General features: G+C 62.9%; 15 protein-coding genes. 12 read left to right on the top strand and 3 right to left on the bottom strand.

Annotated elements, in window-relative coordinates; translation table 11 throughout:
- Window positions 1-103: 103 nt before the first annotated feature.
- Complete coding sequence (locus tag RFA01S_RS24745; RefSeq protein ID WP_015586137.1) at window positions 104-1,408, top strand: NtaA/DmoA family FMN-dependent monooxygenase; 1,305 nt, start codon at window positions 104-106, stop codon at window positions 1,406-1,408.
- Window positions 1,409-1,537: 129 nt separating this feature from the next.
- Window positions 1,538-2,740 carry a phthiocerol/phthiodiolone dimycocerosyl transferase family protein gene (locus tag RFA01S_RS24740; RefSeq protein ID WP_032365006.1) on the top strand — a complete coding sequence of 401 codons (1,203 nt, stop codon included), beginning with the start codon at window positions 1,538-1,540 and terminating at the stop codon, window positions 2,738-2,740.
- 48 nt (window positions 2,741-2,788) lie between these two features.
- Here the strand turns inward: RFA01S_RS24740 and RFA01S_RS24735 are convergent, their stop codons facing one another.
- From RFA01S_RS24735 to RFA01S_RS24725, 3 genes are read right to left on the bottom strand one after another with little or no spacing between them, the layout of a single operon-like run.
- On the bottom strand, window positions 2,789-3,349 hold the full coding sequence (locus tag RFA01S_RS24735; protein WP_015586139.1) for a hypothetical protein: 561 nt from the start codon (window positions 3,347-3,349) through the stop codon (window positions 2,789-2,791).
- Between the two features lie 39 nt (window positions 3,350-3,388).
- Window positions 3,389-4,819: a cutinase family protein gene (locus tag RFA01S_RS24730; RefSeq protein WP_015586140.1), complete on the bottom strand. Its 1,431-nt coding sequence runs from the start codon at window positions 4,817-4,819 to the stop codon at window positions 3,389-3,391.
- 46 nt (window positions 4,820-4,865) lie between these two features.
- The gene (locus RFA01S_RS24725) at window positions 4,866-5,711 is read right to left on the bottom strand and encodes a hypothetical protein (RefSeq protein ID WP_015586141.1); all 846 of its coding nucleotides are present in this window, start codon (window positions 5,709-5,711) and stop codon (window positions 4,866-4,868) included.
- Between the two features lie 334 nt (window positions 5,712-6,045).
- Here RFA01S_RS24725 and RFA01S_RS24720 point away from each other — a divergent pair, with 334 nt between their 5' ends.
- From RFA01S_RS24720 to RFA01S_RS24675, 10 genes are all read left to right on the top strand, one after another.
- A complete protein-coding gene (locus tag RFA01S_RS24720; protein WP_015586142.1) occupies window positions 6,046-6,327 on the top strand; it encodes a hypothetical protein in 282 nt (93 codons plus the stop codon).
- Window positions 6,324-7,433, top strand: coding sequence for a conjugal transfer protein (locus RFA01S_RS24715; RefSeq protein WP_015586143.1), 1,110 nt, complete (start codon window positions 6,324-6,326; stop codon window positions 7,431-7,433). Before RFA01S_RS24720 ends, RFA01S_RS24715 begins: the two co-directional genes overlap by 4 nt.
- A 33-nt stretch (window positions 7,434-7,466) precedes the next feature.
- A complete protein-coding gene (locus tag RFA01S_RS24710; protein WP_015586144.1) occupies window positions 7,467-7,799 on the top strand; it encodes a hypothetical protein in 333 nt (110 codons plus the stop codon).
- 61 nt (window positions 7,800-7,860) lie between these two features.
- Window positions 7,861-8,592: a hypothetical protein gene (locus tag RFA01S_RS24705; protein ID WP_015586145.1), complete on the top strand. Its 732-nt coding sequence runs from the start codon at window positions 7,861-7,863 to the stop codon at window positions 8,590-8,592.
- Window positions 8,592-11,117 carry an ATP-binding protein gene (locus RFA01S_RS24700; protein WP_015586146.1) on the top strand — a complete coding sequence of 842 codons (2,526 nt, stop codon included), beginning with the start codon at window positions 8,592-8,594 and terminating at the stop codon, window positions 11,115-11,117. Before RFA01S_RS24705 ends, RFA01S_RS24700 begins: the two co-directional genes overlap by 1 nt.
- Complete coding sequence (locus RFA01S_RS24695; protein ID WP_052049377.1) at window positions 11,111-13,285, top strand: hypothetical protein; 2,175 nt, start codon at window positions 11,111-11,113, stop codon at window positions 13,283-13,285. Before RFA01S_RS24700 ends, RFA01S_RS24695 begins: the two co-directional genes overlap by 7 nt.
- A 119-nt stretch (window positions 13,286-13,404) precedes the next feature.
- The gene (locus RFA01S_RS24690) at window positions 13,405-14,871 is read left to right on the top strand and encodes a peptidoglycan DD-metalloendopeptidase family protein (RefSeq protein WP_072692242.1); all 1,467 of its coding nucleotides are present in this window, start codon (window positions 13,405-13,407) and stop codon (window positions 14,869-14,871) included.
- Complete coding sequence (locus RFA01S_RS28315; protein WP_015586149.1) at window positions 14,871-15,470, top strand: hypothetical protein; 600 nt, start codon at window positions 14,871-14,873, stop codon at window positions 15,468-15,470. Before RFA01S_RS24690 ends, RFA01S_RS28315 begins: the two co-directional genes overlap by 1 nt.
- Before the next feature lie 666 nt (window positions 15,471-16,136).
- On the top strand, window positions 16,137-16,565 hold the full coding sequence (locus RFA01S_RS24680; RefSeq protein ID WP_015586151.1) for a hypothetical protein: 429 nt from the start codon (window positions 16,137-16,139) through the stop codon (window positions 16,563-16,565).
- Window positions 16,562-18,814, top strand: a complete 2,253-nt coding sequence (locus RFA01S_RS24675) for an FtsK/SpoIIIE domain-containing protein (protein ID WP_015586152.1) — start codon at window positions 16,562-16,564, stop codon at window positions 18,812-18,814. Before RFA01S_RS24680 ends, RFA01S_RS24675 begins: the two co-directional genes overlap by 4 nt.
- Window positions 18,815-18,847 lie beyond the last annotated feature (33 nt).

The following is an 18,847-nucleotide window of genomic DNA, read 5'->3' as shown; positions in this document are numbered from 1 at the left end:
GTGGGACTTCTGCCTGGCCGGTAGATCTGCTCCGTCCTCGGTGCATTCTATATCGCTCACGTTCCACCCAGTTCGTCCGTATACGAAATTTGGAGGCACGTCGATGTCTGTACGAAAATTTCACCTAGGCTGGTTTGTCGGTTTCTTTGCTAACGATTTCACCGGCGACTTCTCGCCGCCTGAAGAGCCATGGGATGGCCGATTCTATGTCGAGATGGCGAAGTCGCTAGAGCGCGCAGGATTCGACTACATGATGTTCGAGGACACGGTGTCGGTACCCGATGCATACGGGCGATCCTTCGATGCGTACCTGAAACACGCCCTGTGGGTGCCGAAACACGACCCAGTGCCGTTGGCGTCGGTGATCGCGGCCGCGACCGACCGCATAGGCGTAATCGCTACGATGTCGACGGCCTTCTATCCCCCATACATGCTGGCACGCACTGTCTCTACGGTCGACCACATCGCTGGTGGGCGCTTTGGATGGAACATCGTCACCACCGGTCAAGATCAGGCCGCGCGCAACTTCGGCATGGATCGTCTGCTGCCGCACGACAAGCGCTACGAGGTAGCACATGAGTACGTCGACCTTGTCCGAGATCTATGGAATTCCTGGGATCGAGACAACATCGTCCGTGACCGCGAGTCAGGGACTTATGTTGCGCCCGGCACTGTTCGGGCAGTGAACCACACTGGGGAGCATTTCCGTTCGGCGGGTCCGCTCAACACGGTGCACCCACCCAATGGGCAACCAGTTTTCGTCCAAGCTGGCGGATCCCCCAAGGGCCGCGACTTCGCCGCGAAGTACGCCGACTCGATTGTTGCCAACGTCAACACCGTGGAGACGATGCGGGAGTTTCGTGACGATGTCCGTAACCGGGCGCAGGCACACGGTCGAGACCCTGACGACATCAAGGTTCTCTTCATCGCGATGCCAGTACTCGGTGCCACTATGGATGAGGCTCAGGCCGCGAATAAACGGAGAATGACCAGCGACCGGGCCATCGAAAACATTCTTTTGCAACTGTCTTTCGTCACCGACATCGACTTCTCTCAGTTTCCGCTCGACGAAGTACCTCCGCAAGACTTGACAACCAATGGCGAGCAGTCATCACTGGAGAGCTTCCTGCAGCACGGTAGCGGTAAAACTCTGCGCGAGCTGACCATTGATTACCTCGCTCCGTCTATCGAACTGGTGGGGACGCCTGATCACGTAGCGGAGCGCATGGGGGAGATCGTCGACGAGGTAGGCGGTGACGGATTCTTGATTTATACCGGGTCGAACTCGCTCACCCGCCGATTCATCGCTGAGATTACCGACGGCCTCGTGCCAGCTTTACAACGAATTGGGCGAACGCGGGTGGGATATTCGTCGGTGTATCTACGTGACAACCTTCGTGAGTTCTAGTTTTGGTGCTCGTTCGCGCCATCTCCCGAGGCCATCCCATGATCAGAAACGCTCCTGGTGGTGCCGGGCTCGTGATCATCGAGCTGCACGTCCCCTATCGAACAGCAATTTAAGTGACAGGAATTTGTGGTGACTGTGGATTACTCTATTCGGGGGCTCGCTCCCAGTGAGGCGCTCTACGTCGACTTGGGAGTTTTCATCGGGTATTCGGTGCGGGCTCGCGGCGATTTGAACATATCGGGGCTCTCGGCGGCATTTGCGACATTGCGACGCTCGTATCCTGTGTTGGCTGCGCACGTGGAGACGATCGATGGAGACCATATGATCGTCAAACCATCCGGTCCGCTGCCCGGCCTCAGCGTGCACACAGGGGATCCCGGTCAGCCGCTGAGCGGGGTGAACCTCAGTGCGGGCCGCGCCCTTTCCGGGCTACACGTCGTCGGCGATTCCGCCTGCGCGAGTGTGACTTTACTAACCCACCACTGCATAGCCGACGGTCGCCATTCTGTAGATTTGCTCAGCGATCTGTGGTCTTTCTACACCGACATTGTGGAAGGAAAGACCCCTGACGCGGTTGTTCATGGCTATCCCGAGTCGCTGGAAAAGCTGTTCTCCGAGAGAGGAATCGACACACCCGATGTCGGCAATGACGAACCATTAGAGTCGGCATTAAACAGGCCGCCGACGGCTGGCTATACCGAGCCACATCGTGCGATGACCCAACTGCGTTGTCGTTTGAGCAGGCGAGTCACGACCGGGCTCATCGACTTCGGACGTCACCATGGAGTTACGGTAAACGGCCTAGTATCTGCCGCTATCATGCGGACCGAGTCAGATCTGAGAAGTGTTCGGCTCGCCGACATCGCCTACCATTTTATTGTGGACCTCAGGCCTCACGTCACACCTGCAGTGGATTCCACCGCGGGAACAAATATTGTCGGCTTCCCCGTCTATCGGGCTACGGCCGAGTCCGTAGAAATCGTGGATCTGGCTCGCAGTTTAAATGAGGAATTGCACATCGATCTCGCCGCCGGCCACCTCCAAAGTGAAGCCCTGACAGCCGCGAAGATGGCAGTGCTGTTGCCTGAACCCAACGAGGTTCGTTGCACCAATGGAGGCACGGTTCCACCATTGCGATCGCCCGCAGGACTCAAACTCGAGGACTGCCGGCCCGCGCCAGCTGGGTTTTCCTTTCCTGTTTACATCGTCCATGGGTATGGCGGTCGACTGAACATCGAGTTTGCTTTGCCGCACGGAGCTTCCCGCTACGACATCGGCCGAGGCCGGGAACGGATCAGAACGCTCGAATCCCACCTTCGTTCCGTGGCGTGATTGACCAGGCACCGGTTCCGTGAGGCCGCGCCACGCAAGGTCAGCGGATCAACCGTTATTCAGACAGTCCCGGTCTCGCAGACGAGGCTCAGCGAAATTCCGCAACGCTTCGGAGATGCGTGGGGCGTTGAGATCGGTGATCGTGGCGAGGTAGACGTTGGCGCGGTGTCCGCGGTGAGCGAGGACGGACAGGAGTTGGAGACTGCGGTTGCAGGTGAGGCGGAGGGTGTCTACGACGCCTTCGAGGGAGTCGATGACGAGGTATGCGGGGGTGAAGTCGTGGGTTGTGGCTTGACCGTTGTCGATCAGAGTTTTGCGTTGGGTTGTGAATCGCCAAACGGAATCCATGATGTCGACAGGGTCCGGGTCGGTGTCCGCGGTGGTCGAGAACGTGGGGGTTCTGGACGGGCCAGTGATCATCCATACGTGCGGAGAGTGGCCGCTGAGGGTGTCGGCGAGGGTGTGTGCGAGGTGCGTCGACGCCGCGGGATCGGCGTTCAGGAGGAGATGACCGTCGCGCTGGGGGTGCCACGTTTTGGTACCCCCAGCGTCGTGCACGTCGATGCGGACAGCGATGTCGGTGTCGGGGTCGTCCAGCTCTGTCAGCATCGTGACGGTTCCTTGTGTTCGAGTAGGGAGGTGGGTCGGCTACGAAGCAATCTGTGCCGTGGGGTTGGTGATGCGGGTGCGGAAGAGGTTGGTGAGCTCGTCCGCTCCGGTTCGACCGTTGTCGGCCATCGGTTCGTTCGCGTAGGAGTTGTGCGAATCGGTGGCGAGCGAGGTGGCGTAGTTGAGCACCTCGTCGAGCACGCGGCCTGGGGTGAGATTATCGGCCAGCCGGTTCAAAAGGGGGAACTCGTCGAGGGGGAGTGCGCGGAGGGTCTTGCGGACCGCGTTGTTGACCTGGCCCACGAGTTTGCCGAGATCGGCCGGTAGAGCCACATAGTTCTGGGCCGCGGCGTTGGTGGAGATCCGCGCTGCGGTGGTGCCGATCGCGATGTACTCGTTGATAGGCAGCTTGGACACCACGGTCCCGATCATCGAACTGAATTGGCTCGCGAAGCTGATGACTTGGGGTGTGAGGGTCGCCAGCAGTGCCGGAACGGCGAACATGTCACCGCGGTGGATTGCATCGGTGAGCTGCGAGACGGTGGTGGCCATCGGGGCGATGTCTGCCCCGGGGATGGTCATTTCTGCGACCTTTGCGCTCAGTGTTGAGACGTTGCCGGCGAGGTCGAGTGCGAGCTGCGGCACGGTGAGCATGTTGCCTGTGGTCACTGCGGTGTTCAGTTTGCCGAGCGTGTCGGTCAGGGGTTGGCCGTCGAGACCGAGAAGCGTGGTGACGACTCCGGCGACCGAAGACGCGGGATCGGTGGCGTCGATCTTCGATCCGAGTTGCCCGATGAACTGTGTGGCGATGGCGTCGTCGGGGGTGTTGCAGTACGTGTCGTCGGGATCGCACACGCTGGCGGTGACGTTGTTGAGAGCTCCGAATCCCTTGGGTCGCGCACCGACGAAGCCGTTGCCGGTGGTCTTGGTTCCGAGTTGAACGCCGGCGGTCGGGCTCTGGCCGGGGTCGGCCATCAGGCCCACGGCAAAGATGCGATCGGCGCTCACCGGGCCCTCGCCGTTTCCGATCTTGCTGGCTAGATCTCCCGCGGCGTCGGCCCCTTGGGAGAAGCCGGTCAGCCCGAACTTGGTGCTCGGGCATTCGGCTGCCTTCTCGGAGATGTGTTGCGATGCGCGATCGATCGCTTCCTTCTTACTGGTTCCGTAGGTCTGGGCCTTGTCGTTCACGATCGTCGCGACGTAGGGAACTGTGTATGTCTGCAGTTCCTGGGATGAGAACTCGGAGTCGAGTGGGTCCACGACGTTGCGGAGCATTCCGACCGGCACATTCGGATCGGCCTGCTCGTTGGTTTCCGTGGTGCCGGGTATGGCCACCAAGATGTTGTCCGGGCATGCCGGAGCACCGGCTTGCGGATCGGCAATGGCGGAGGGAATGACGACGATGCTGGCAGCGACGGCGAGCCCGACTGCGCTGACAACGATCCTCTTGCGTGTACGAGATGCGGTCATGATGTGCGTCCTTTGTAGGTGAGAGCGGGGTTGGTGCAGGTGGACTTCAGCTCGCCAAGGCGGACTCATGGTGTGATCGGGTGTAGAAGAACGTCCGCTTTCCCGGCGAGGGAGTGTTGCCGGTGCGTGCTGCTACTCCGTCGCGGACTCGCGCGACAGCGCGGCTCAAGCGCTGTCGAAGGGCTGCCGGTGAGCAGTTCTCCTCGACGGCGAGCGATGCGAGATCGGCACCTTCGGTGACGAGATATGCACGGATCAGAAGTGAGTGCTCGTCGGCAGTGATGGTCTTGGACTGCACTGCCCATGCAAGAACCGAATGCAATTCCCGTGCCGATACCTCCCCCGGATTGCTGGTCGTGCGGTCATCGGATCCGTCGGCAACCCGGTGGAGCTGGTCGGGTTCGGCCGGCGTTTCCACCGCAGATTCGCAGGTCTTGGTGATCAGACCCAGCGTCCGAAGCGAGAGTGCCCCGGCAATCCCAGTGCCGCCGGGACGGTGCGAAGCGATCACCTCGTAGAACGCGGCGATGGTACGCGAGGCACGTTCTTCGCGGCTGTGATCGGTTCCGTCCAGCCGCGCGTAGCGATGGATTCGGACCAGCTTGGGGAGCATCAACCGGACCAAAACTGTGCCGGCGAGGGCGCTGCCTGCACTGTGCTCGGTGAGCAGAAGGGACAGGGTGGCGTCACTGTCCTGAGCGGCAAGCTCAGCGATGTCGGCCACGGAGCGAGCGGACGACCATGCGGGGTGTCGATCGGCCCACGTGCGGACTTCGCGGCCTGCGAGAGCGTCGACACAGAGATTGGTCCACTCGGCGTTGATCGTCGTAAACAGCGATGTGCTGTATCCGAGTGGGGTGGAGGAATGCGAGGAAGGCTGCGGCGAGGTCACTGGGGCGCTCCTGATAGAGGCAACTGAAGTTCGATCGCCTCTGACACAAACAGCGCCTTATATCCGCTGAGCTGCGGATTCTTACTCGAAAAGGCGGAGCTGTTATACCCGCCGGGTCCGGCGGAACCAGAAAACGGCAGCGCCCCGCGTTCGACATAGACCGCTGTGACCTGCGGTTACACGGCGACGGTGATAACAGCCCGACGAATCGCAGCGGGGCGGTGAAAAAAAGTTCGAGAAATTTCCGGTCGCCTCTGTCACAGACCCGCCCGCGAAGGGATCTACCTGTTCTCAGAAGCCCGTACACGGCGGGCTACCGACAGGAGGACCCCGGATGGACGACCACGATCCGTCGGCCGCATTGCTCTCGGACACCGCTCGCGTGCACTCGGTGTCCGAAGAGATCCGCGGCCTCGCGGCGCAACTCGGCGACAATCCGCTCAGCGCAGAGATCGCCAGCCGCGTCCGCGAGGTCGTGCTCGGTGAGCCGGCCGAGCAGGCGCGGGCAGCGCTCGAACGGATGATGGCGACCCGGGGTCGAGGCGCTCTGCGATTGGTCGACGAGGGCTTCGTACCCGCCACGGTCGAGCCGTCTCGGCACGAGGAGATCTCATGAAGATCCATCTCCGTAAGAAGGGCTCGAACAAGCCGACAGAAGCTGCGCCGGCCACCGAGCTTCATCAGTGGGCCGGCAAGCAAGCGGTCGCGACCAAGGCGATGAAGTGGGGTCTGTTCGCGGCGATCGGCTCCGGAGTGGTGGCACTGGTTCTCGTCTTGGCCGGCGTCGGGTCCACGACGCCGATCCAGAGCAAGGCAAACCCTCAGACGGTCATCGACACAGCCCGCGAAGCAGCAGCGACCGACCTCGCGCAGGACTTCGTGTTGACGTGGTTGCAATCCAAGCGAGGAGACGAGAAAGCCCTCGCGCGCTTCGTCCGCACCGACGGCATGTCGCTTCCGGCTCAGGCGAGCTATACCGCGTCCGAACCTCGAATCGCGAGCGTGAAAGCAATCGACCCGCCGGCGCGAAATCAGGGTCCCACAGGATCGACATCGCAAGGAGGACCGCTACAGGCGGCCGGCCAGAACTACGCGATCGTTGTGTCGGTCTCGGTGGTTCCGATCGGGGCAGACCCGGCGACGAAGCCGGAACGTCGATACTTCTCGGTCCCTGTCGTGTTCGTGGGAGACGACGCGCGGGCTGCAGCAGTCCCTGCTGCTGTGGCGGCCCCGGCAACCGGCGGTGACCTCACACTCGGCTACCGATTCCGAGTCGGCCTCGATCACTCGCTCACCCAGTCGATCAGCCAGTTCCTCTCGGCAATGGTTGCCGGTGCCGGAGAAATTTCTCGCTACACCTCACCCGGCACACCGATCCGTGCCGTCACCCCCGCGCCGTACACCAGTGTCCAGATCACCGACCTCGTCTCGGACACCGACTTCTCGGCGGGTGCGTCCGGATCCCCGGCAGATGGTGCGACGGTACGGGTGCTCGCCACCGCGACCGTCACAGCCACGGACCGAGCGCAGACCTCGACCGTGCAATACCCGCTGACAGCGATCGCCCGGGGTGGCCGGTGGGAAGTATCCGCGCTCGACCCGATGCCGTTGCTCGCGAACTCGACCGGACTCAGCGCAGCAACCCCAACCATTGCGGTGCCGACCTCGACTGGTGCCAGCACTACCTCCTCCGTTCCCGCAGCGCCCGTTCAACCGAACTGACGCTCTGCTCCCCCTATCCGAAAGGTACGAACAATGACCATTACCTCGATCCTGGCCGATCCGTCGTCGACCGTCGTCGCCGAAGGAATCATCGAATGGGCCAACAACAAAGGTGCGGAGGTGCAGGGCCTCATCCGCACTCTCGTGGGCGTCGGCGTCGCCGGGTTCATCGCCGCGATTGCTTTCAAAAGTCACTTCGCCATTGCCAAAACACTGGTGGCGATCGTGGTCGGCGGGGCACTGATCTGGGTGATGTGGAACATCACCGCCGTCAAAGACAGTGTCGGCGACGAGCTTCCCGGCTCCGCCTCGCCACAAAGCAGCGAGGTCGTCGTGGTGCCCGATCCGATCGCGGCGTTCATCTGACACTGCTCGGCCAACTCACGAACACCTCGATTCAACGACCCCCGCAGGAGTGTGACCGACCATGACCGAACAGCAGGCCTCCTCGCGGAGCGTGGTCAAGATGTTCACCAAAGCGCGCAATTTTCCGCAGCTGATCGGCAAAGCGCCAGACGGCCGAAAGATCCCCGGTGGCCCCTACACCCTGACCCAGTTCGTCGGCGCGGGTATTGCAGGCGGACTGCTGTGGCTGACCCAGTCGCTGTGGGCGCAGGGCAGTGTCATCACCAACGGTGTCATCTTCCTCGGTGTCACCGGCGGCACCCTGTGGGCGTTGGGGAGGCTGCCGCAGGGAGCACGGAATCCGATCTCAGTAGTCCGGGGTGTCGGGCGCGCGGCTACCGGGGCGATGTCACCGTCGAGGATCAATGGCGAGCCGATCCGGATCAAACGCCCTCACGCGGTACTGGGGTCGGTGATCATCCTCGACACCCCGCCAAGCCACGACGCTGCTATCAGTGAACCAGCAGTCATCAGAGCATCCAGCGATCGAGTAGAGAACGCCGCGGCACCGGTGGAGCTCGACGACAACGCAGCGCCGGCCGCACCAGCATTCAGACCTCTGACCCAACCGCGGCCGGAGCGAAAGATCGCACCAGCGCCAGCCCGGCCGCGATCGGACGGCGAACGCCAGCGCTCGCAGAGTCCAGCCCTGGCCGAAGCGTTCGGCGTCGCCAACCTGGCACCGGCGAGCAGCGTTCAGCAGCTGCTTGCCATGGCTGCAGCGGCCCCCACCCCGACCCGAGAGAAGGCGTAATGCAACAACCGAACCGGCTCGTCACCTCGAACTTGCGCTGGACCCGCTCCGGAGTCGTCTGGGCGGACTACGTCCTGACCGGAATCCCGTACGGGTACCGGCCGATCGAAGACCGACAGACCGCGCGGGCGATGCACAAGATGTTGCTGCGCGCTCTTCCTGGCGAATCTCTCCTGCTCAGTGTCGCGGTCAGTCTGGACCCAATGACCATCGTCGAGCGCATGGAACGGGGTGTCGATCTCGATCTCCATCCCGCGTGGGCAGACGAATGCGACGCCACGATCGACCGCCTGGAGGAGATCCGACCCGGCCAGCGAATCTACTGGCTGTCCATCCCCCTGGCCAACCACGGCTTCGGTGACACCGTCAAGGCCGCAACGTCCGCCGCATGGTCCTCGGTGGCCGATCTGCTGGGGATGCCGCCCTCGTCGATTCCCGTCGAGGAGAGAGAACGCCGCGCAGCTCAGGCCGCGCAGATCGCCGCGGCCATCCCTGCCTTCTACGATGCGACCCCCGCAACCCCCTCCCAGATGGTGTGGCTGCACCAACATGCTCTGCAGCGCGGCCTCGGCCTCGATACCGACATGCCCACCGCTCTAGATCATCCGGCAGGCACTGCTCGAGGATCCTTCACTGCCGCGCGGCTCGACGAAGGGGCTCAAAGCGATCGCCCCGAATCGGGCTGGCGGGCCAAGGCGCCGACCTTGTCGCGTGTGCTCAAAGTCGACCAGCCGTGGGAGGTAACGCCACCGCCGGCCAGCTATCAGTGCTTCCTGGTGCTCGCCGCCACTCCTTCGGGCGGCACGCTGTTTCCAGGCTCGGAGTACCTGACCCTCGCGGACAACCTGGGCGGCGTCGATGTCGACTGGGCAATTCGGTTCAAGAACTCCGCTGCATCGGAGGTTCTGAAGAAGAACCGCCGCGCCTTGGTGCAGATGAACGATCAATACACCCAGCGAGAAGACGAATTGAGCACCGGCAGCGTCCTCGACGACGCTGCCGTCGCCCTCGCGGAATACAACGCGCTTCTGGAGGCGGACGCAATGGAGATGGAAGTGCAATCCACCACCGTCTTCTGTGTCGCCGCCGCGGACGAAGAGACGGCCATCGCATATCAGCGCGAGCTGGCGAAGGAGTTCGAGGGTTCGACCTACAGGTTGCAGTCACCGATCGGATTCCAGGAGGAGCTGTTCTGGGCAATGACACCCGGCGTGCCGACGCCGGCGATCTGCAACGAGTTCGCGCAGATCACCACATCCGAACATTTCGCCGCGTACGTACCGGTCACCCGCAACGATCTCGGCGACGGAGACGGCCCGCTGATCGCACTCAACATTTCCTCGGCCCGCACTGGCGTCGTGCACCACGACATCGCCAAGAAAGCGTCACGTGACGTTTCGGGTTCGGTGGGAGTGTGTGGCAACTTGGGATCAGGCAAGTCCGGCTACTTGAAAACAACCGGTAACCAGGTCGTCGACCGCGGCGGCCAAGTCATCGTGGTCGACCGGACCCCTCTGGGCGAATACGCACTGTGGGCCGAAGCGATCACCGACGCGGTGGTCGTCGATACCGCAGCACCGGACGTCACGATGGACCCTCTTCGGCTGTTCTCGCCCGCACGAGGAGGGGAAGTTGCGGTGTCTATTCTGTTGCCGCTGTTGCAACTTCAGCCCGACGACCGTTTGGGGGTACTGCTGTCTCAAGTGCTCGAGCCGGAATACCGCGCTCGCTTCGGCAATTTCACTACCCCAGGCCTGGTTTCGCACCTCGAGAAGGACTGCACCCTCGACGGAGCTGCCGAGCTTGCCGGAAAGTTGAAGGTCTACGCGACCAAATCCTATGCAGCAGCGCTGTTTCGGCCGGACCTAGAGCCGTTCAATCCACGCGCAGGAGCCATCGTCTTCCGCACTCACACACTGGAATTGCCCTCGGAGCGAGAAGTGGAGAACGAGCATCTGTTCAAGCAGATGTCGCTCCAGAAGCGGGTAGGGCGAATGATGTACACCCTCATCGCGCAGATCGCCCGCGGCATTTGCTTCGCGGACCCCAACACCCTCGCGGTCTTCCTGCTCGACGAATGCCATCACCTGACGCGCTCGAGCGAAGGTGTCGAGATCATCATCGACTTCATTCGAGACGGCCGCAAACACGACGCCGCGGTGATGCTCGGATCGCACGACCCCGAAGCAGACTTCGGCTCCGAGACGCTGCGAGGGCTCATCCCCACCCGGCTCGTGTTCCGGCAGACGGATCGACGACTAGCGCAAAAATCGTTGAAGTGGCTCGGCGTCGGGGAAGACGATCTCGGACTGCTCAAAGAGCTGATGGAGAACACATCGCCCGTCGAAGGCAAAGACGGATACGTCGCACCGCATCGCCGCGGAGAGGGCTACATGCGCGATCCCGCCGGCAACGTCGGCCGCATCAAGGTCTTACTTCCGGCATCGGAAGCGAGATACCAAGCGGCGAGTACGACTCCGAAAGAATCGACTACCGAGCGCGCTGCGGAGTTGGCGACATGGTGATGTCGAAACGAGTTGTGCGCCGGCCAGGTTCGATTGGCGGCGGCGTCAAGATGGTTCTCGAGCTCGTGCTGTGGTCGTGGATCCCGCGGTCGTGGTGCAGTGTTCTCGCTCGCTTCCTCGGCCCTGTCTTCAAGTGGGTAGTGGCATCTCGAATCCGCCGCGCGATCGTCACAGGTGTCGCTGTCTGGCACATGATCGGTCTGCTGGCGATCGCCCTGGCGTCACCGGCTCATGCCGACCCGGGTGAAACCCTGCCCACCAACAGCACATTCAGCTGGATGGAAGTCCGTGACTCTCACGGAATTCTGGTCTGGGACTACTTCATGTCCATCGACGAAGGCTCGGTCGGGCACCCGATGTACACCGTGTTCTCCACCTTCATCATGCTCGAGTACGAGGTGTACCGCGGGGTGACCGGCTTCGCGATTTGGTTCGTCACCTACGCCTTGCGGTTCGAGTGGCTCGAATTGTTGACTGCGCCGTTCCGTTCGATCGGCGATGCCATGCAAACGGTCACCGATCAGTTCCAGCTCACGGGCCTTCTTCTCACCGCTGCTGCAGGCATCGGAGCGTGGTGGGTCATTCGCGGACGGTGGACGACGGGAGTGTACGAACTCCTGATGGCAGCAGCGATCGCCGCTGCGGCAGTGGGGATCCTGTCCAATCCAGTCGAACGGGTCGCAGGACAAGACGGCCTGATCATGCAGGCGCGCGACGCCGGCGTGCAGCTTGCGGCAGGCCTGGCCAACAAGGGAGACACGACGTCGAGTTCCGACGAACTCATCGACCAGATCTCGGAACAGATGGCCGACACGTTCATCAGGCAACCCACCCAACTGCTGAACTTCGGCCGAGTCATCGACGGCTCGCCCGACGGAGAACGTTGCACTCAAGCCTGGGACGCCGGCCACGAAAAAGCAGACGGCAACACACGAGACACCCTCAAAGACAACATCAAAGGCTGCGGCGGCGAAGGCGCAAAACAGATGAAGGACTTCGCCGATCACCCCGGACCGGGACAGGTCGGGTCCGGGGTCGCGATGCTACTGGCCGGTGTCATCCTGCTCGGATTCGCCACAATTCTGGCGTTCACCCTCATCCTCGCGGTACTCACCGCCCTCGCATCGGCCGTCAAGGGAATTGTGGTGACCGTCGTTGGAATTCTGCCCGGATCCGGCCGCGGAGCATTGTGGAAAACCCTCGCCGCGGTGCTGATGTCGATGGTCATCGTTATCTTCGCGGTGGTGTTCCTCGTCGGATACATGATCGTGATCGGACAGTTGTTCAGAGGAGACGGCGACTCTCCGCTGATGATGAAATTCATCCTGACCGACATCGTTCTGATCGCGGGCATCATTCTCTACCGCCGCGCAGTGAAAGGACTACGCAAAGCTTCCGACGCCCTCGCACGCAAGCTCGGAAGCAGACCAGGAGCCGCGCCCACCGCGATATCGACCAAGACACCGACCAGCCCCCTCGCCCAAGCTGCCTACGCCGGACAAGTGGCCCGCCAGGCCTATCAAGGTGGAAAGGGACTGGCCAAGACAGCCAGCCATGCAACGGCCCGAACCGCCAAGGCGAGTAAAGCTCTCGTCGACGGGACGGCAGCCGCCAGCAGCGCAGCCACACTTGGAACTGCTGCCGTGGTCTACTCGGCCGGGAAGATTGCAACCGCGGGCGTCAAGAAGGTCGTCGGTCGACGGAGCGACGCCAAAGCTACCCAGGCGGCCACCGACACCACCAATGCTTCCGAAACCCACCCCAGCCTTCGCAAACCGATCAACATCGACCTTCCCCCGACGCAGTCGGTCGTCGGCTCCGGTCACTCCCACACTCCGGTCTCCAGCCCCGTCGGAGACCGATCGGCGGTCCGCTCTCACGGCGACAAGACAACGAACGCACCCGGTATCAAGCGGCCGGTGGCCACCGCTCCCGCACTGTCGACTCCAGGAAACCGAGAAGTTCGGGCCAGCCGCGCCACGGTGACCGGCCCTGGAGGCGGACGATTCCGTGAGTACTCCACCGATGAGGGCTCGCCGCTTCTGCTTCCCGACCGGTCCACGCGGCCGTCGAGTGCTCCGCGTCGTGCCCGACCGACCGTCCAACCAGGTGCCACCACGAATCCGACGGAAATCCTCCATCGAGCTGCGTCAGGCGCACGGCGATGACCTTGGTGGCCCCGCCTGAGACAGCGGTGTCGCCGAACTCGAAAGCGCCACGTCGATGGTGGAAACTCGCCCTGGCGGTCGGTATCGCCGCTCTCGGTGTACTCGTCGTCATTCCATTGATGGTCGTCGTACTCGTCACATCGTCAGGTTCCAGCGGTTGTGCCCCCACGGTCTCGTCCGGTACCGGTGGTGATGATGCATCGCCGTTGACCCCGTCCGGTCCCATCGGCAAGCCGACCCGCGATGGCACGACCACGATGACGTCCCCCTTCGGGCAGCGGTGGGGCACGATGCACCAAGGCGTCGACTTCGCGGGCCCGATCGGCACCCCGATCTACGCAGCCCTCGACGGCACTGTGGTCAAAGCCGGACCCGCTCAAGGCTTCGGAATGTGGATCGTCCTCGACTCGATCGTCGACGGAAAACCGGTCTCCACCGTGTACGGGCACATGTATCCCAACGGCGTCCTCGTCAAGGAGGGACAACAGGTCAAGGTCGGCGACCACATCGCCGACATCGGCAACGCCGGCGGCTCCACCGGACCACATCTGCACTTCGAGTACTGGGAAGGCGGCCGTTTACAGGGCGGAACCGCTATCGACCCGATGAGCAAACTCGGTCAGGCGGGAAGCCCCCAATCGTCCGGCGCTGATTCACCGACCGGCGCCGGTACCGCTGTCGATTGTGGCTTCGGCACGGCCGGCGGAGATCTCCGAACCGGATCCGTGCCGCCGGAGTTCGAGCCGTGGATCCGCAAAGCAGGAGCCGTGTGCCCAGGCGTGGGTGCTCCCCTGATCGCATCCCAACTCTCCGCCGAGAACGGTTTCCGCTACGGCCCGTCCGCTCCGGTATCGAGCACCGGAGCGTTGGGGCCCGCACAATTCATGCCGGGAACCTGGGCAACGTGGGGCAAGGATTACGACGGAGACGGGCGAGCCGACCCGAACTCCATCGGAGATGCAGTGATCTCACAAGCCCACTTCATGTGCGCCATCAACGGAGATATCACCGCAGCCATCGCCGCGAGAAAAGTGAAGGGCGACCCAACTGCACTGACGATTGCCGCCTACAACGCGGGCCCCGCCGCGGTGCTCGCAGCCGGTGGAATGCCATCCGGCGGTGACTACACCACACAAACACAGCCCTATGTGGCGAAGATTCTGGCCGGCCAAGCGCAGTACACATCCGAAGGTTCCACAGGCCGGTTCGTGCCGACCGGAGCTGACGGAGACAATGTCGTCGAGGCTGCACGCCAGTACCTCGGAACCCCCTACGTCTGGGGCGGCGGAGATATCAACGGCCCCTCCCGAGGAGGATTCGACTGCTCAGGACTGACCAGTTTCGCCTACTTCGCGGGCAAGCACATCACCCTGCCCCGCACATCCGAGGCCCAATGGGGAGTGGGTTCGGAGATCCCGATCGATCAAGCGATGCCCGGTGATCTCGTCTTCGGATCATTCGAGGCGAACGGCCCTGGGCACGTCGGTATCTACATCGGCGGCGGTCAGATGATCCACGCCCCCACCACCGGAGACGTCGTCAAACAAGCTCCACTCATGGCTGGAATGAAAGCCCGGAGGATCTGATGTCCCTTGCCGGCCGACGTCTTATAGCCGTCCTCCTCGTCGTTGTAGCCGTGGTGACCATCGCCTGGTCCTGCAGCTCACCCGCCACCGATGAGCCGGAATCGGCACCGGAGACAACGAGCGCGCCAACCGCGCCGTCGCTACCCGAAATCAACACACAGCCAACCGAGACAACCGCTGTACCCGCTCCGATCAGCAGCGCCGCCACAGACGCGGAGACCGCAATCCGTCAAGCACTGACGACCGCCTTCACCTGGTACCCCAGCACCGACACGAGCTCGACCGACGCGTTTCTACGCGCCCGCCGATGGTTCACCGACAACCTCGCTGCAAAACTCTCCACCCCTGCAACGACCGAGCGAGGCCCCGGTGCCCAGTGGGAACAGTGGAAGAAAGAAGACGCCGAAATCACCGCAACCGTCTCGATCGGCTGCTCCGGATGCCCGGCAGATACCGCCGAGCGCATCTATCGAGTCGCGGAGATAACGCAATCGGCCGTCACCTCGGATGCCACGGTCCCCGTCGACTCCACCACGACCGTGTGGGTATCGGCAGTGCCGACCGCAGCCGGGTGGAGTGTGGACACTCTCGATTTCTGACCCTCGCCGCACATGACCCGGAGAGGGTCGCCGGCCACTGAACCGATCGCCCTGTACAGGCAACATGGAACGCACTATTTCCCGTGATCGGTGCCGCCGTTCATAGCCCTGTCGCGCTACGTGACAACCGGCTTCCGTCGGCCCTTAGCTCGCGGATCCGCGAGGAGGAGCCCCACCCCAGGCCGGTCGGGGTGGCTTGCGTATACCGAATCTCGTGGCAGTCACGCCGACGCTGGGGTTGGCGGATGGACGTTGCCCGAGGGTGCGTAAGAGAGGAATCGAACCGCATCCGATGAGCAGTTGATGAGGCGCCGATGCTGCCGCGAATTGGTGGTTATATGCCCCGGATGTGGGAAGGTCGCTGCAAGCCTTACTCGCTTCGCATCGCCGTTTGCAGCGTACCCCCCATGTCAAGGGGTGTCGAGCGCACATAGCTGTTCCCGCGACGGTCAGTCGCAACACGGAACGCGACTTGCCCGTCCCCAATCGCACCCTCACCGATAGAGCACTGGTGACCGATCGGTGCGCCACTGATGGGGCCATGAACGCATGCGCTGCAGCGCGAGATGAAAGGTTGTCGGAAAAAGATTCACCGCGGCTGTCACAGAAGTCGACGCACCTGGATCTACCTGTTCTCGAGAAGGCACGACGAGACAGGGAGTCCCCATGAGCGCACCGACACGACTACACGTAGCGAGGGCACGTTCGAGGAGCAGTCGATCTACGGCCGGCCCCCTGAGTCCTGTCATCGATCGAGGAGCGCTGCCGAACTTCGCTCGGATCGAGACCCTCAGGCTCGACGATCCCACCAACCGGATCGTGACCCTCGCAACCACCGACGAGGTCTGGTCGCTCGTCGTCGAGTGGAATTCGAGCAACCTGCTCGTCGACACCGAAGACGAACGATTGATCAGACTTGTCGATGCGGCTCTCCGCGCTGCGCACTGCCAGCCTCACGCCGCGTGCCGTTTCACCCTCGACTACAACCCGACCCATCTCAACAACGAAGTCGGCCGACGCAGCGTGGCCTTGACCGCAACGATGCGCCCAACTTCCGGTGACGGGATCCTGATCACGATCACCCGGGATGCATGATGTGCGCGCTACCCAACCCGACTCAGGCACCCCTCGACGGATACCGGTCGCTACGTGATGCACCCTCGCTCGACCCCCAGAACAATCCGTGGATCCGCAACTGTGTGCTCTACGTTGCCGGTGGAGTCGTGTCGGCAGCACTGGGCCCGATCCTGAACCTCGACACAGCGATCGCATGGGGTGGAGCAGCACTCGGCGTCGGCGCGGGCGCGGCCGTCAGCTACAACGGCTATCGCGCCACGATCCGAGCCGAAGAGACCGATCGTGCGATCGAGCAGCTCTGCCGGCTGACCGCGTCACCGCCGACCCGTGATGTCCTGACGGCGACTCGGTGGAGCGGCCAGTGGCCCGGCCGTCCGGGCAGAATCACCGTCCGCTACCAGTCGGCCGCGCTCCTTCTCGACGAACAGTGGGAGCCCCGCGTCGTCGAATTGCTCTCCCAGCAGAGCTGGGGCCGGTACCGGATCCAGAAGCACAACACACGCAAACGCCGTCTCGTTCTCGTCCCGGACACACGGTCCGTCTCCGAGACGCATGTCTCGCCCGAACTCGTCAAAGCCACGCGCACGATTCTCGCGCTGCTAGGGCCGACCGGAAAGATCACCAGACACGAGACGGACCCGAGCACCGGGGATCTTGTAGCTGTCGAAGCCACCCATGAGGTCGGACATCGACTCGAGTCCGAGGGCTATCGGGCCCGAGTACAACGAGTAGTGAGCGTCAATCTGCCCGGTCGGTGGCGTGCTCGCTGGAACCTCGAAACGGACTGGGTGCGTTTCGAGGTGCGCCCGACCTTTCCGAAGAAGCTCTACAACCCGGCCGGCCTCGGCGACGCGGAATCCACGACCGATCTCGGCGACCTCGCGCACTCCGACTACGACTCGGTCGCGATTTCGTACGGCGAGGACGAGGACGGCAACCCCATGGTGTGGCGGCCGGCGATCGACCCACACTTCATGCTCGTCGGTGCATCCGGAACCGGAAAGACCGTCACCGCACACACCCTGCTGACACAGCTCACCGCGCACGGTTGGCCGGTATGGGTCGTCGACGGAAAAGGGGTCGAGTTCTTGGGCTTCCAGGACTGGCCGAATGTACAGATCGTCGCCAGCCACATGGAGCACCAGGTCGCGGTCATCTATCGGTTCTGGAATCTCATGGAAACCCGGTACTCGCTGATCGTCAACGGAGAAGCTACCGAGGCCGACTTTGAGCCCGTCGTTCTGTTCATCGACGAGTACGCCGACTTCCGAGGCAACCTGCTCAACTGGTACTCGAGCATCAAAGGTAAGGGTGATCCCACCAAGCCGAAGACCCTCCAGGAAGTGGCGTCGATCGGACGAAAAGGCCGCACAGCGAAGTGCCACATGGTGCTGGGAACGCAGCGACCCGATGCCGAGTACTTCGGCGGCGACATGCGAGACAACTTTCGCCAGCGCGTATCGATGGGCCGTCTGAGTCCGCAGGGCGCGTTGATGATGTGGGAATCGGCAACCACTGGAGTCGGTATCCCGCGCGGATGTCGTGGGCGGGCGACCAGTGTCAACGACCACAACCAAGCGGTCGAAATTCAGACCTACTTCACTCCCGACCCCCGCAAGACTGAGCCCGGGGCCGACGACGCAGCGGTGCTGGACCGCCTGCGTCCTCTCGAAGTGCGGCACGAGCGGTTGGTGATCCTCGACCCGGATCCCGGCGGCACCGTGGACGGCGACGAAGAGATCCGTTTCCATCACGTCTCCGGCGCGCCCTGGGCGCGCGCGTCGGACCATCCCAATCTCGATCCCGTCGCCAGGCGAAAGACGCGCGCGGACAGTGATTCAGCTCGTCGCGCATCGTCGCCGATGGCAATGCTCAATCTCGACACCCCCACCGTTCGCCAGCCCAAGCCCGACGCGCAGACGCCGAAAGAAAAAGCCGTGTCCGGCGTCCCGGGCTCTCCGATGCACAAGGACCGCCCGCACCTGCAGGTGGTCCCCGACGCCGGTACCGACGTCGACGACTGGGAGGGCTACGGCGAATCCGAAGACACTGCTCCGGTCGACCTCGTTGCCGGCGACCTAGTTCTCCTCGACGAGGACGCCGGGATCTGGGTCGTCGTCGACAACGAACCCGACATCTACGGAGACGAGTCGGGTGACGACATGGTCGGGCTGACCTGGCGTGGCGACGGCGACGACGAGGGGGTGCTCGACATTCCTCTCGACGCGACTGTTCAAGTTCGTCGCCCCCTTGCCCTCGCCACCTGAATCACTCTGCGACACACACGATCAGAAGAGGAA

This window comes from Rhodococcoides fascians NBRC 12155 = LMG 3623, assembly GCF_001894785.1.
Classification (GTDB): domain Bacteria; phylum Actinomycetota; class Actinomycetes; order Mycobacteriales; family Mycobacteriaceae; genus Rhodococcoides; species Rhodococcoides fascians.
The sequence above is the reverse complement of the archived record's forward strand: the minus strand, read 5'-3'. Positions and strand labels throughout refer to the sequence as shown.

Bases quoted from the DNA above. Each gene is read 5' to 3' on its own strand.
- RFA01S_RS24715 (WP_015586143.1), top strand. From the start codon at position 6,324: ATGAAGATCCATCTCCGTAAGAAGGGCTCGAACAAGCCGACAGAAGCT.
- RFA01S_RS28315 (WP_015586149.1), top strand. From the start codon at position 14,871: ATGTCCCTTGCCGGCCGACGTCTTATAGCCGTCCTCCTCGTCGTTGTA.
- RFA01S_RS24695 (WP_052049377.1), top strand. From the start codon at position 11,111: ATGGTGATGTCGAAACGAGTTGTGCGCCGGCCAGGTTCGATTGGCGGC.
- RFA01S_RS24745 (WP_015586137.1), top strand. From the start codon at position 104: ATGTCTGTACGAAAATTTCACCTAGGCTGGTTTGTCGGTTTCTTTGCT.
- RFA01S_RS24730 (WP_015586140.1), bottom strand. From the start codon at position 4,819: ATGACCGCATCTCGTACACGCAAGAGGATCGTTGTCAGCGCAGTCGGG.
- RFA01S_RS24735 (WP_015586139.1), bottom strand. From the start codon at position 3,349: ATGCTGACAGAGCTGGACGACCCCGACACCGACATCGCTGTCCGCATC.
- RFA01S_RS24675 (WP_015586152.1), top strand. From the start codon at position 16,562: ATGATGTGCGCGCTACCCAACCCGACTCAGGCACCCCTCGACGGATAC.
- RFA01S_RS24680 (WP_015586151.1), top strand. From the start codon at position 16,137: ATGAGCGCACCGACACGACTACACGTAGCGAGGGCACGTTCGAGGAGC.
- RFA01S_RS24700 (WP_015586146.1), top strand. From the start codon at position 8,592: ATGCAACAACCGAACCGGCTCGTCACCTCGAACTTGCGCTGGACCCGC.
- RFA01S_RS24690 (WP_072692242.1), top strand. From the start codon at position 13,405: ATGGTCGTCGTACTCGTCACATCGTCAGGTTCCAGCGGTTGTGCCCCC.
- RFA01S_RS24710 (WP_015586144.1), top strand. From the start codon at position 7,467: ATGACCATTACCTCGATCCTGGCCGATCCGTCGTCGACCGTCGTCGCC.
- RFA01S_RS24720 (WP_015586142.1), top strand. From the start codon at position 6,046: ATGGACGACCACGATCCGTCGGCCGCATTGCTCTCGGACACCGCTCGC.
- RFA01S_RS24705 (WP_015586145.1), top strand. From the start codon at position 7,861: ATGACCGAACAGCAGGCCTCCTCGCGGAGCGTGGTCAAGATGTTCACC.